11 protein-coding genes are annotated in these 13,234 nt (G+C 46.2%); 6 read left to right on the top strand and 5 right to left on the bottom strand.

All coding sequences use genetic code 11. The features are described from left to right. Positions 1 to 47 precede the first annotated feature (47 nt). The 5 genes from H9625_RS10090 to H9625_RS10070 all read right to left on the bottom strand — a co-directional run bounded on the left by H9625_RS10090 (position 48) and on the right by H9625_RS10070 (position 5,343). Positions 48 to 1,124: an AAA family ATPase gene (locus tag H9625_RS10090; protein WP_071150059.1), complete on the bottom strand. Its 1,077-nt coding sequence runs from the start codon at positions 1,122 to 1,124 to the stop codon at positions 48 to 50. Positions 1,125 to 1,138: 14 nt separating this feature from the next. Then, positions 1,139 to 1,447 carry a DUF3853 family protein gene (locus tag H9625_RS10085; protein WP_025066904.1) on the bottom strand — a complete coding sequence of 103 codons (309 nt, stop codon included), beginning with the start codon at positions 1,445 to 1,447 and terminating at the stop codon, positions 1,139 to 1,141. A 220-nt stretch (positions 1,448 to 1,667) separates the two neighbouring features. Continuing rightward, entirely contained in the window at positions 1,668 to 2,687 is a 1,020-nt protein-coding gene (locus tag H9625_RS10080) for a hypothetical protein (protein ID WP_071150775.1), read from the bottom strand. Positions 2,688 to 2,694: 7 nt separating this feature from the next. Next, positions 2,695 to 3,990, bottom strand: a complete 1,296-nt coding sequence (locus H9625_RS10075; RefSeq protein ID WP_071150060.1) for a PDDEXK nuclease domain-containing protein — start codon at positions 3,988 to 3,990, stop codon at positions 2,695 to 2,697. A gap of 69 nt (positions 3,991 to 4,059) precedes the next feature. Next, on the bottom strand, positions 4,060 to 5,343 hold the full coding sequence (locus H9625_RS10070; RefSeq protein ID WP_071150061.1) for a site-specific integrase: 1,284 nt from the start codon (positions 5,341 to 5,343) through the stop codon (positions 4,060 to 4,062). A 364-nt stretch (positions 5,344 to 5,707) separates the two neighbouring features. Between H9625_RS10070 and H9625_RS10065 the strand changes: the two genes are divergently transcribed. From H9625_RS10065 to mnmD, 6 genes are all read left to right on the top strand, one after another. Next, entirely contained in the window at positions 5,708 to 7,222 is a 1,515-nt protein-coding gene (locus tag H9625_RS10065; RefSeq protein ID WP_022038717.1) for a THUMP domain-containing class I SAM-dependent RNA methyltransferase, read from the top strand. Between the two features lie 131 nt (positions 7,223 to 7,353). Continuing rightward, complete coding sequence (locus H9625_RS10060) at positions 7,354 to 9,636, top strand: S9 family peptidase (protein WP_191764192.1); 2,283 nt, start codon at positions 7,354 to 7,356, stop codon at positions 9,634 to 9,636. Between the two features lie 110 nt (positions 9,637 to 9,746). Continuing rightward, the gene (purD, locus tag H9625_RS10055; RefSeq protein WP_191764189.1) at positions 9,747 to 11,021 is read left to right on the top strand and encodes a phosphoribosylamine--glycine ligase; all 1,275 of its coding nucleotides are present in this window, start codon (positions 9,747 to 9,749) and stop codon (positions 11,019 to 11,021) included. 50 nt (positions 11,022 to 11,071) lie between these two features. Beyond that, positions 11,072 to 12,013, top strand: coding sequence for a hypothetical protein (locus H9625_RS10050; protein WP_087407139.1), 942 nt, complete (start codon positions 11,072 to 11,074; stop codon positions 12,011 to 12,013). After that, positions 11,989 to 12,450: a YqaA family protein gene (locus H9625_RS10045; RefSeq protein ID WP_087213074.1), complete on the top strand. Its 462-nt coding sequence runs from the start codon at positions 11,989 to 11,991 to the stop codon at positions 12,448 to 12,450. Before H9625_RS10050 ends, H9625_RS10045 begins: the two co-directional genes overlap by 25 nt. Before the next feature lie 58 nt (positions 12,451 to 12,508). Beyond that, positions 12,509 to 13,165, top strand: coding sequence for a tRNA (5-methylaminomethyl-2-thiouridine)(34)-methyltransferase MnmD (gene mnmD / locus H9625_RS10040; protein ID WP_191764221.1), 657 nt, complete (start codon positions 12,509 to 12,511; stop codon positions 13,163 to 13,165). The last annotated feature ends 69 nt before the right edge of the window (positions 13,166 to 13,234 follow it).

Here is a 13,234-nt window from a genome sequence, read left to right as displayed (position 1 = left end):
TAATATATAGACCCGGAGAATAAAGTGAAGTGATTGCAGGAAGCGTGTCAATAGTGGAAATCCGGTTCGTATCTGTACTTCCTGCCATTTTCCTGCACTATCATCCGCTTGTTCTTCAACACTGTGATGAGTTTAACCAGCTTGTTGTCGCTTAACGGAACACCCACCAAGGCATACGACTCTTTCAATGCTTTGCTCAGTTCCTTATATCCGTATTCGTCCTGCAACGAAAATGCTGCTTCCAGTGCTATCCGGTGTTGTTGCTCGGAAATGTCCTTGCAGGCATCAAACCTTTCGCCTTGGGGTCTGCCGGGCGCTTTGGCTTCTGTCTGGTAATCCTCCATCAGTTCAGGCAATGCCCTTTCATTGATGCGGAAGGCAAACGGCTCGAAGTCCATCGCACGGATGTGCATGGCGGAAACCTTGCTGATGTCCCCGTTACTTTTGTCCTTTTCAACGAGCAGTACGGTTTCAGCCTTGTTGTTCAGTTCCGTGCCGATATGTCCCCTTGCGTTCTCATCCCCCTTGTTCTGGTGGAGTATCGTGTGGATATGTATCTGCCTGTCGTCCGTCCACTGCATCAGTTTCGATATGATGCGTGTCGATTCGCTGGGGCTGTTGATGTCATACACCATGTCACGGATACCGTCTATCACCACCATACCGAGGTTCGGTGTATGGTAGATTGCCTGTTCGACAATCCTTATGCGTTGCTCCGGCGTATATTTCCGCAGGGCAAGGAACTCAAGGTTCTCGTTGTCCCTGTCATCGGGCAGCCCTGCCATGCGCATGATGCGTTCCATCACATTCAGGCAGTGGTGGGGGCTTTGCTCCGTATCGACATACAGCACTTTCCGCTTGGCTTCGGGAAGTTCAGCCGCATACCTGAGCACCGTGCCGTTCTTCAAAGCCGCAGCCACGATAGCCGACACATTGAATGTCTTCTTGCTTTTGGCTTTGCCGATGGATGCACTGAAATTTCCCAACGTGCCGATTACAGAACCTTTCACGCTGAGGATTTCTGGCGCTTTCTCGTATTTTCCCGACAGGCTCAACCGTGAGGCTTGCCAGAGGATTACCGCCTGTTCGTCCGATATTTCCCGGATGTCTTTCATATAGTCCATAGCAATTCCTCCCGTTACTTGCGTCCGCCTGTTTTCTTCCCTGCCAGTTCAAGGGCAAGTTCCGCATCCACGATAATCTTGCGCCCTATCTGGGTGATAGCCTTGTCTATTTTTCCGCTTTTCTTTATGCGGTTGGCGGTGGGCAGGCTGCATCCGAACAGTCTGGCTATGCCGGGTATTCCGTACACATACTTTCTGTTTGTGTCCGTTACGGGCTGTGGCTGCGCTTCCGTCTGAACGGAAGCGTGTCTGCTTAACATTATGAACTCTTCACCCGTCATCTGCCAGACGGGTTTGGATAATAATTCTTGTAGATTTTGCATAGTTCTACTTTTTTGATTCAACAATCAGCCCTGCGCACTGGCTGTTATTTCTGTTCTCGAACGGTGCAAAATTAGGTAGGGTTATGGGTGGTAAGGATGGGGACGGTATAATCCGAGCATCGCTGTATCTTATTGAATATCAGAAAATAAAAATACCACTCAAAAATTAATTTGAGTGGTAAAAGTGGAACTTTCGTAAAATATCAGGATATGTCACCGATTATCTGAATATATGCTCCATTTCTTTGGCGAATTTCTGGTTGCTGTCACTGGGGAAATCAGAAACTGGCTCCTTGTACTTGGACTTGTAGTAGCTGTCATCAATATCCAGCAGTTTCAGTATCCCGGCTTTCCATTTGTCCTTGTCCTGTTTGGAGAGTTTTTCGCTCATGAGGAATATCAGATAACATACACGTATCTTCTCTCTCGGTTTAATTCTCAACTTGCAGTTGCAGGGGTGCAAGTTCATATTGGCATAAAAATCCGGTGCGGAAATTTCATCGAACTGTTCTCCAACACATACCTCATGAATGAGCGAAAGCAATTTCATGCTGAAATACTCTTGTTGTTCATCCGCCGTTTCCTGCTGACTGATTGGCTTGCTCGGCTCGTCCTGTCGTTTCCCGTCAGGAATGTATTTCTTCAATATATCCAGAAAAAGGCAACTTTGACGGTACATGTCCTCACAACGGTTCTTCATATATTGGAATGCCTCTTTCCTTGCTGCCTTTTGCTGGTCATAGAGTTCATTCAGTTTGGCTCTTTCCTTGTCATATTCAGCCTTGCAGCGTTCATATTCTTTTTCAGCCTGTTTTTCCTCTTCGGCAGTATGTTCCCTGTAGCCAATGGAATCATATCTGTTGTTGGCTTCATTCAGCGGCTTGCTTAGGCTCCTTGTTACATCCTGTTGGGCTTCAATTTCAAGGGAATACCTTTCCATGTGTTGATAGCAAGCACGCTCTACGGCACTATCACTTATGGGGTGTGTTTCATAAGCCTGTATGCTCTTTTCTATTTCGGTTTTCAGGCTGTTGAGTATCAAGGTGTATTGTTCTTTTTGCCTGTCAAGCACCAGTTCAAGGATGGCGGCTTCAAAAGACTTCATGTCATTGTATTCCTGACAGAAATCGGAAATGAATTTTTGCCTGTCAAAAGAGAAAACTCTATTGTCTATATAGTCCCTATATATTCTGTTGAGTTCCCCGTATCGGGGAATCATCGTCTGTATATTGTCTGCCATAGGTGTCCTACTTTTGTCTGTTCCTTTCATTGTCAAGAAGCATCGTCAGTTCTTCTTCCACCTGTTCTATACTCGGCAGTGCCGATTTCAGGTTTTCCGGCACAGCCTTGCTAAGCTGATAATCGCTGATGCCGATAGGTTGGTCATAGCCGGTCAGCGCATATTGTGCGACAATCTCATCCTTACCCTTGCACAACAGCAGCCCGATGGTCTTGTTGTCGTTCTCTCCCCTCAGCTTGTCATCCACTACATTGATGTAGAAGTTCAACTGTCCTGCATATTCCGGCTTGAACGGGGTCGCTTTCAGTTCCACGACCACATAGGCATGGAGTTTTATGTTATACAGGATTAGGTCGGCATAGAAATCGCTGTCGCCAATCTGGAAATGTTTCTGCCTTGCGACAAAGGCGAATCCGTTGCCCATTTCCAAAAGATAACGGGTGACATGCTTCACCAACTGTTCTTCTATGTCCCTTTCGTCCGCACGTTCTTTGGCTCCCGCCAAGTCAAAGATATACGGGTCTTTCAACAGGTAATTGGCAAGGTCGCTTTGCGGTGCGGGAAGCGTGGCGGTAAAATTATTGATTTTGCGGCTGTTGATTTGCCGTTCAAACAATTTGCTTTCAATCTGCATTTTAAGAACATTGCTGCTCCAGCCCATTTCCACGGATTGCTTCATATACCAGTAATCGACACCTAACGGAAGGGAACTGTTCAGCAGAATCACATGGCTTGCCCAATTGATTCTTGCAACAGGTGATGCTAGGAACAGTTTTTCCATGTCCTCAATCGGCATCCGGTAAACGACGGCTACTGTCTGGGTTACATCCTGAATTTGCGCAAGAGGTTCTTGCACAATTGCAACTTCCTTGTTGTCTGAGGATTGTATTTGCGCAAGAGGTTCTTGCGTAAATGGCACATTGTTCAGGCTTTGGATTTCATCCGTGATTTTCCGCACACTTGGAGTAATCAATTTCGCATCGGTTTCGATGAAACTCCGTAATACGGTCAATGGATATGAACGTGCGAACTGGCACATATAAGCCAAGTTCCTGACCGAATATCCTTTCTTTTCGGGATAATTGAACCGTATCGCCTGCGCCAGTTTCTTGATGACCTTGCCGCCCCAGCCTTGTCGGTTCTGGTGGTACAATATGTAGTTGCCCATCTTCCAGTAATGGAACAGCATCTGCGCATTGGCGGCACTAATGAGCCGGACTTGCGCCTGCTCTATTTCTGACCCAATGGCATTGACAAAAGCCTCGAAACTCCTTTTCTCTATATTGTTATCGTTGTTGCTCATTGTTATATGTATTGAAAGTTACAAAGATAAGCCCAATAACAGGCATCCCGTGAAACTTGCTGATTGTTTTTATAGTTGGTTGAATTTGTTCATCGCACTGGCTTTCACATCATCGGCAATGTCGATGTAGGGTTTCATAGCCTTGTAGTCGCTATGTCCCGTCCATTTCATCACTACCTGTGCCGGAATACCGAGAGCCAGAGCGTTACAGATGAAAGTCCTTCTCCCGGCATGGGTACCCAGCAATGCGTATTTGGGTGTAATGGTGTCTATACGGCTGCTTCCTTTGTAGTAGGTTTCACTTACAGGTTCGTTGATTTCGGCAAGTTCGCCCAGTTCCTTCAAATAGTCATTCATCTTTTGGTTGCTTATGACAGGGAGAGCCTTGTGCCCCTCAAATTCCACACCCTTGTATTTGTCGAGTATTGCCTTGCTGTGGTTGTTAAGTTCGATGATGAGCCTTTCGGCGGTCTTTACGGTAGTAATTTCTATATATCCGTCCCTGATGTCGCTTTTCTTCAGATTATGCACATCCGAATACCGGAGTCCGGTAAAGCAACAGAACAGAAAGACATCCCTCACCCGTTCAAGGTATTGCTTTGTGTCGGGTATCTGATAATTTTTGAGTTTGTTCAGTTCTTCCCAAGTGAGGAATATCACCTTTTTCGGTGTGCTTCGTAATTTGGGGTTGAAATCTTCATAGGCATTGTTCATGCAATACCCTTTCTTGGTACACCAGCGCAGGAACCATTTCAGATAAGCAACCTGTTTCATGATGGACGTGTTCCGCATATCTTCGGTGTCTTTCAGGAAATTCACATACTTTGTTAGCTTGGGTTCGTCCAACGATTCAAAAGTCAGTCCCTTGTCAAACTTTTCAAGATGTTTCCTTACTGCGGCAAATTTCTCATAGGTGGCATCAGACCAACCGTTTTGCGTGCCGCACTCCTTAATGAACTCATCAAATACCTCCAACGGAAGAAACACCACCGGGGCTTCCTCCTCTTCCTTTTTCCCATCGTGCAATCTGTTGAACGCATCCTTTACCTGTTCGGTAGTGGGCATGAATCCCTGCACCTCGAACTCCTTGAAGATATTCTGTATTTCGGTGTAGTATTTCAGCAAGTCCGCATTGATTTCCGATGCGCTTTGCTTCAGCTTGTTGGTGCATCCGTTCTTTACCCGCTGCTTGTCGGCATCCCATTTGGCGACATCAATGCGGTAGCCCGTTGTGAACTCAATGCGGTGGCTGGCGAAAACCACACGCATACGGATAGGGACATTCTCCACGATTGGCACTCCGTTCTTCTTCCGGCTTTCCAATGAAAAGATGATGTTTCGTTTGATATTCATAATTGGGTGCGTTTGAAATTCAACACCCAAATATACACCCAATAATTGAAATAGCAAAAGGTATTTAATGATATTTAGTAATATAGCCGATTTATAATAATTTGATTATTATCAGTATATTGCAGTTTTATGAGATTTCTTGATTGTGTAAGTTAAAGTCCCGTACGCACCGCAATAAAAATAAAAAATATTCGCTTATGAATCCCTAAGTTGTTACAACTTAGGGATTTTATTTTATAGTACTCCCCCTTCTAGCCGCACAAATAACAGCAAGGTGCGCAAGAAACACACGCAAACGTTTGATTGACTGAATGAAAATTCCTAATTTTGCACAATTATTTGAAATTACGTAATTTACTATAAGATGAACCAAGAATTCGAGCTGATCGCCAAAACCTTCCAGGGATTGGAAGAAATATTGGCACAAGAACTCACCGAACTGGGAGCAGGAAACATCCAGATCGGACGGCGTATGGTATCGTTTACCGGAGACAAAACAATGATGTACCGCGCCAATTTCAACTTGCGCACTGCTATCCGCGTGCTGAAACCCATCAAACATTTTCAGGCGACAAATGCCGACGAGGTGTACAATGCCGTAAAAGCCATAGCTTGGGAGAATTATATGGATAATACGACCAGCTTTTCGGTAGATGCAGTGGTATTTTCGGAGGTTTTCCGTCACTCCAAATTTGTAGCCTATAAAGTAAAAGATGCCATTGTTGATTATTTCCGCGAAAAAACCGGAAGTCGTCCATCGGTACGGATCAATAACCCTGACTTGGCACTGAATATTCACATTGCTGAAGATCAATGCACACTTTCACTTGATAGTTCGGGCGAATCGCTTCATCGCCGCGGTTATCGGCAGGAACAAGTAGAGGCACCCTTGAACGAGGTGCTTGCGGCCGGAATGATTCTAATGACAGGCTGGCGGGGAGAATGCGACCTGATAGACCCGATGTGCGGTTCGGGCACCATCCCCATTGAAGCGGCACTGATAGCCAGAAATATAGCTCCAGGCGTGTTTCGTAAAGAATTTGCTTTTGAGAAATGGAAAGACTTTGATAAGGAACTGCTGGACTCCATCTACAACGATGATTCACAGGAACGTGAATTTACCCACAAAATTTACGGTTACGACAACAATCCGAAAGCCAATGAAATAGCAACTCATAATGTAAAGGCAGCCGGATTGACCAAAGACATCGTATTGAAGGTACAGGCGTTCCAACAATTTGAGCAACCCAAAGAAAAGAGTCTTATCATTATGAATCCGCCTTATGGCGAACGTATCTCTTCAGATGACTTGTTAGGATTGTATCAGATGATAGGCGAACGGTTGAAACACGCATTTACAGGTAATGATGCGTGGATATTGAGTTATCGGGACGAATGTTTCGACCAGATCGGACTGAAAGCATCAGTAAAAATTCCGCTCTTCAACGGTGCTTTGGAATGTCAGTTCCGCAAATACCAACTATTTGACGGTAAATATCGTGAATTCCGTAGTGAGAATCCTGACAAAGAATTCAAGCCAAAGGGTGAAGAAAAGATAGTACGTGCGCGTCATCACGGTGAAAAAGTGGAATACGGACGGCGCGAAGGTAAAGAACGTTTCCGTGACAGCGCCCGTCGGGAATGGGATAAACCGGGATTTCGTCCGCGTGAAGACCGTCGCAGGGAAGAAGATGACCGTCGTTCGTTCCGTCCTCGCAGGGCTGAAGACGGCAAAGAGTTTACACGGGAACGCAAACAAGCTTTCAATCGCGAAGAACCGAAACGTTTCTCACGCAATGAAGAAAGTGATAAACTGGCCAGAATCCCGGCAAACCTGCGCTATATGCATCGCCGCCGGAAACCGGAAGAAGAAAATTAAGTTTGTAAGTTTGTAAGTTTGTAAGTTTGTAAGTTTTTGAGTTTGTAAGTTCTTTGGTTTAAAGTTTCAAGAACTCAAGAGCCTGAAAAACTTACAAACTAAAGAACTCAAAAACTAAAATCACAACCTATATGAAAAAATTTCTATCATTTATTATAACACTTTGCATGACCGTTACTTTGTGCGCCCAAGAAAAAAAAGCGTTCACACTGGATGATGTGATTCCCGGTGGAAGCAATTATTTTAACCTGACTCCTCAAAACTTACCAGGGTTGCAATGGTGGGGAGATGTATGTGTGCGTGCAGATGTGGACGATATCAGGCAAATAGATAACCGTACCGGAGAAGAAACTATACTGGTGACATTGAAAGAAGTGAACGAAGCCTTGCAAAACGGAGAAAAGCCGTACAAACTTTTAGCTCCCATCAAGCCGCTTCACACCCTGCAAGGCGCTTCCCTGCCTTGGGAAAACCGGAACCTCCTGATGTTTTCGGACTATGTGGGAGATGAAGAAAAAAGTGAAAGCTATGTCTTCTTCTATGACTTTATCCAGAAGAAGTTAACCAACATGTTCCGCATCCAAGAAGCAAACGCCACCAACTTTGATTTCTGCAAAGAGAACGGCTATCTTGCTTATACGGCAGGCGACCATTTATATATTGCCAACCACGGGGATTTTTCCACCGCGGTAAGCCCGCACCCAACGGGTGGAAAGGAAATAGATAACGACATCGTTTACGGCCAAGCGGTTCACCGCAACGAGTTCGGCATCATGAAAGGTACGTTCTGGAGCCCGAAAGGCACGTATCTGGCCTTCTACCGGATGGACCAAAGCATGGTGACCGATTATCCGCAGGTGAACACCACCACCCGCATCGCAACCCTCGTGCCCGACAAATATCCGATGGCAGGCATGACCAGCCACAAGGTGACCGTCTGCATCTATCATGTAAAGACGGGAAAAACCATTTACCTGCAGGCAGGTGACCCAACCGACCGTTACTTTACCAACATCAGCTGGTCGCCCGACGAGAAAGACATCTATGTCATCGAACTGAACCGCGACCAGAACCACGCACAACTGGTGCAATACAATGCCGAAACCGGCGAGAAGAAAGGCGTGCTTTACGAAGAGAAGCATGCCCGTTACGTAGAGCCGCAACACCCCTTGGCTTTCTTGCCCTGGGACGAAACCAAGTTCATCTACTGGAGCCAACGCGACGGGTATCACCACCTTTATCTAATGGATACCCAAAAGCCTCAGGCAGGCGAATGGAAAATCGGAAAGGATGCGGACGACACGTATTGCGAATACCTGCAGACCGCCCCGCTCACCCAAGGAGACTGGCTGGTGCAGGAAATCTTAGGTTTTAACAAGAAGATGAAGACCGTCATCATCGGAAGCACGGAAATCTCTCCGCTCCAGACCAATGTCTTCAGCCTCGATGTAAAGGCCGGGAAACGTACCTTGATAGGCAAACGGGACGGAATGCACCGCGCGCAACTCTCGGAAAACGGAACATTCCTGATAGACAATTTCACTTCGAACGATGTTCCACGTGAAATCAGCATCCTGCCTACCGACGGGAAAAAAGGCGTTACATTGCTTACTGCCACCGACCCGATGAAAGAACAATACAACTTGCCCGAAATCAGCATCGGCACCATCAAAGCCGCCGACGGAAAGACCGACCTGTATTATCGCCTGATTAAGCCGGTGGGCTTCGACCCGAACAAGAAATACCCTGCCATTATCTACGTATATGGCGGTCCGCACGCACAGATGATTCACAACACACGCTTCTATGATGCACGCGGATGGGACCTTTATATGGCACAACAAGGCTATGTAATGCTTACGGTAGACAACCGGGGAAGTGATAACCGGGGCATTCAGTTCGAAAACTGCACCTTCCGCCAATTAGGCGCAGAAGAAGCCAAAGACCAAGTGGAAGGAGTCAAGTTCCTGCAATCACTTCCGTATGTGGATGCCGGAAAGATAGGCGTACACGGCTGGAGTTTCGGCGGCTATATGACCACCAACCTGATGCTGACTTACCCTGACCTCTTCAAGGTAGGCGTGGCTGGAGGTCCGGTCATCGACTGGAAATATTACGAAGTGATGTACGGCGAACGCTATATGGACACGCCGCAAACCAATCCCGAAGGATATAAAAGCCGGGATTTGAAAGCCAAAGCCGGCAATCTGAAAGGAAGGTTGGAAATCATCATCGGCGGAATGGACCCCACGTGCGTTCCCCAACATACGATTACCTTCCTGCGTGCATGCATCGATGCCGGAACGCATCCCGACCTCTTCATCTATCCCGAAGACGGGCATAACATGATGGGACGTGACCGCGTTCACCTGCATGAACACATCACGCGTTATTTCCTTGATTATTTAAAATAACCCGATATGACCCGATTTCACCACAGAGGAAATAATAAAAACGCAGTGTGCTTCTGTGTCCTCTGTGGTGAATAAATATAATAAAAGACATCAACTTAAATCGAACGGATATGAAACTACTGTTATTAGGTTCAGGCGGACGCGAACATGCATTGGCATGGAAAATCGCACAAAGTCCGAAAGTAGAAAAGCTGTACATCGCTCCGGGCAATGCCGGAACGCAAGAGGTAGGCGAAAACGTAGCCATCAAAGCCGATGACTTCGAAGCCATCAAACGTTTTGTCCTTGAAAACAGCATCGACATGCTGGTAGTGGGTCCTGAAGACCCGCTGGTAAAAGGCATCTACGACTTCTTCCGCAACGATGAAGCCTTGAAAAATATTCCGGTTATCGGTCCGTCGAAAGCCGGAGCAACCTTGGAGGGAAGCAAGGAATTCGCTAAAGGGTTCATGCAACGTCACGGCATCCCTACGGCAGGCTATAAAAGCATAACTTCTGCCAACCTGGAAGAAGGACTGGCATTCCTCGAAACCCTGCAGGCACCTTACGTGCTGAAAGCCGACGGCTTGTGTGCCGGCAAAGGCGTGCTTATCCTTCCCACTTTGGAAGAAGCTAAGAAAGAATTGAAAGAAATGCTGGGAGGAATGTTCGGAAACGCTTCGGCAACCGTTGTCATCGAAGAATTCCTGAGCGGCATCGAATGTTCGGTATTTGTACTGACCGATGGAAAACATTATAAGATTCTGCCCGAAGCCAAAGACTACAAACGCATCGGCGAAGGCGACAAAGGACTGAATACTGGCGGTATGGGTTCGGTATCTCCCGTTCCGTTTGCCGACAAAGCATGGATGCAAAAGGTAGAAGACCGCATTATCCGTCCCACGGTAGAAGGGCTGGCTGCTGAAGGATTGGACTACAAAGGATTCATCTTTTTCGGACTTATCAACGTAAAAGGAGACCCGATGGTCATCGAATACAACGTACGTATGGGCGACCCCGAGACGGAAAGCGTCATGCTTCGCATCAAGAGCGACCTGGTAGACCTCTTCGAAGGCGTGGCAAACGGAAACCTCCATGAAAAGACCTTGGAAATCGATTCGCGCTCAGCCGTATGTGTCATGCTGGTATCCGGCGGTTATCCCGAAGCCTATCAGAAAGGATTCCCCATCAGCGGCATTGAAGAAGCCAAAGCAGGCGGAAGCATCGTGTTCCATGCCGGAACGGCAATAAAAGACGGGCAAGTGGTAACAAACGGCGGACGTGTCATTGCCGTCAGCTCGTATGGAACCAATAAAGAAGAAGCCTTAAGACAATCGTTCACCAATGCCGGAAAGATTCATTTCGAGAAGAAATATTTCCGTTCCGACATCGGATTTGATTTATAAATGATACTCGTTATATTATCTGTGTGTCATAAATCAATGAACTGTTAATTATGTTTTCATCAAGAAACAGATTCCAATACCAAGTAGCTACAGGAAGATTGACCCTTCCTGTAGCTGCTATTCTTACGCTGATCGTTTGGACACTTTCTTCGGTTCATGATTGGCCAAGCATAAGTTCGTTGCTGGCATATGGACTTACCTCTTACCTGCTGATTGAAACAGAAACCAAGTTCGTTTTAATACGTACCCGCACTACACTTCCCGCAGTTCTGTTCCTGTTGCTTTATGCAGCTATGCCGTTCTTACACGAAACTTCGCTGACATGTATTTTGCCAGTTTTGTTTATACTGATGCTCTTGTTCCTTTTTCGGAGCTACGAGTCTCCTTATGCTTCTGGAGCCCTGTTTCAAGCATTCTTCTGTCTGGGGCTAAGCAGTTTTATACTTCCTGCATTGGCCTGGCTTACACCTTTATTATATATACACACTATCAGCCTGCGTTCACTCAATATCCGTAGTTTCTTTGCCGGCATTATCGGCTTTACACTACCCTACTGGCTACTGTTCGGATACTACGTATGGACAGACGACTTAGAAGCGGTTTATCCTTACCTGATGCGTCTGTTCCAATTCCAGCCCATCAACTATCATACACTGACGCTCACTCATTATGTGTCATGGAGCATTGTTCTGATATTCTCCGGTATTTACGGCACATTCTACCTGCGGTCTGCCTTCAAAGACAAAGTACAGACACGTATTCTGTTGCGTATCTTTGTATGGATGATGCTTTGGCTTAACCTTTTGTGTGTGTTACAGCCACAATATTTCCAGGCATTGTTACCATTGATGTTGATTCCTGCCTCTTTGATAAGTGCACATTATTTTGCCCTGACGTTCAACCGGGTTTCGCATATCCTGTTCAATACTACCCTTATCTTATGGGTTTCACTTTGTTTATTTAATCTATGGATGCATTTTTTCAACTTCTGACAGACTGGGGATACATCGGGATGTTTATTTCCGCCTTTCTTGCCGGAACTGTCTTGCCATTCTCATCTGAAGCTGTTCTGTTGGCATGTGTAGGATTAGGGTTGGATCCTGTATGGTCTACAATTGCTACAACCAGTGGCAATGCATTAGGAGGCATTACTTGCTACTGGATAGGGCATCTGGGCAAAATGGAATGGATAGAGAAATACCTGAAGGTAGATAAAAAACAGATGGACCGTGCCGAACGTTTTATTCGTGGGCGAGGTTCGTGGATGGCATTGTTTTCTTTCTTGCCTGTGATAGGTGACGCCATCCTCATTGTGCTGGGTTGGATGCGCGCCAACGTATGGATAGTAACACTCTCGATGACCCTTGGAAAACTGGCACGTTATACTATCTTGGTAGCTGCAACGCTAGGGGTAATTGATTTAATGTAAGAAGTGAAAAAATCTGGCTTAAACTTGAAATATATTGACTAAACCACAAATAAAGATGATAGAACTCGAACAAACCGCTGATGGAAGCAACACACTCTTCGTCCCCGAATTGAATGAACACTACCATTCTGTAAAAGGAGCACTCACCGAATCGGAACACATCTTTATCCGAATGGGACTGGAACACCATCCTTCTCCCTCTCCCCACATATTGGAAATAGGCTTCGGCACAGGACTGAATGCCTTCCTTACCTTGCTTGCAGCCGGAAAATCCGGACGTACCGTATATTATACCACCCTTGAACGCTACCCTATAACACCCGAACTGGCAAACTGTCTTGCTTATCCCGAACAGATTTCTCCCGAACATGCCACAGCTTTCCGTACACTTCATACTGCACCATGGGAAAAAGACGTTCCGCTTACCCCTTTTTTCACTTTACACAAGGTACAAACCGACTTTACTACCTATACTTTCCCCGATTTGTACGACATAATCTATTTCGATGCCTTCGCTCCCGAAAAACAACCTGAGATGTGGAGTCCGGAACTCTTTACCCGTCTTTTTACCCATTTGAATCCTGGAGGTATCCTCACTACCTATTGTGCTAAAGGTATCGTGCGTCGTACCCTACAAGCTGCAGGCTTTACCGTAGAACGCTTGCCCGGTCCTCCAGAAGGCAAACGTGAGATATTACGGGCAAGTAAGATTTAGAAGCTGTTTTGAATTTATCGTGCGATGATTTGGGATGAGTTTTTGAGGCATTTTCGCTTCTGTGATGAG

The sequence above is a fragment of the Phocaeicola intestinalis genome (genome assembly GCF_014837065.1).
In the GTDB taxonomy this organism is placed as follows: Bacteria; Bacteroidota; Bacteroidia; order Bacteroidales; family Bacteroidaceae; genus Phocaeicola; species Phocaeicola intestinalis.
Note: the sequence above shows the minus strand (reverse complement) of the source record. Positions and strands in the feature narration are given on the sequence as shown.

What these genes read in the sequence shown, in the direction of transcription:
- H9625_RS10090 (WP_071150059.1), bottom strand. Translation starts at nt 1,124, where the DNA reads ATGGACTATATGAAAGACATCCGGGAAATATCGGACGAACAGGCGGTA.
- H9625_RS10085 (WP_025066904.1), bottom strand. Translation starts at nt 1,447, where the DNA reads ATGCAAAATCTACAAGAATTATTATCCAAACCCGTCTGGCAGATGACG.
- H9625_RS10080 (WP_071150775.1), bottom strand. Translation starts at nt 2,687, where the DNA reads ATGGCAGACAATATACAGACGATGATTCCCCGATACGGGGAACTCAAC.
- H9625_RS10075 (WP_071150060.1), bottom strand. Translation starts at nt 3,990, where the DNA reads ATGAGCAACAACGATAACAATATAGAGAAAAGGAGTTTCGAGGCTTTT.
- H9625_RS10070 (WP_071150061.1), bottom strand. Translation starts at nt 5,343, where the DNA reads ATGAATATCAAACGAAACATCATCTTTTCATTGGAAAGCCGGAAGAAG.
- H9625_RS10065 (WP_022038717.1), top strand. Translation starts at nt 5,708, where the DNA reads ATGAACCAAGAATTCGAGCTGATCGCCAAAACCTTCCAGGGATTGGAA.
- H9625_RS10060 (WP_191764192.1), top strand. Translation starts at nt 7,354, where the DNA reads ATGAAAAAATTTCTATCATTTATTATAACACTTTGCATGACCGTTACT.
- purD (WP_191764189.1), top strand. Translation starts at nt 9,747, where the DNA reads ATGAAACTACTGTTATTAGGTTCAGGCGGACGCGAACATGCATTGGCA.
- H9625_RS10050 (WP_087407139.1), top strand. Translation starts at nt 11,072, where the DNA reads ATGTTTTCATCAAGAAACAGATTCCAATACCAAGTAGCTACAGGAAGA.
- H9625_RS10045 (WP_087213074.1), top strand. Translation starts at nt 11,989, where the DNA reads ATGGATGCATTTTTTCAACTTCTGACAGACTGGGGATACATCGGGATG.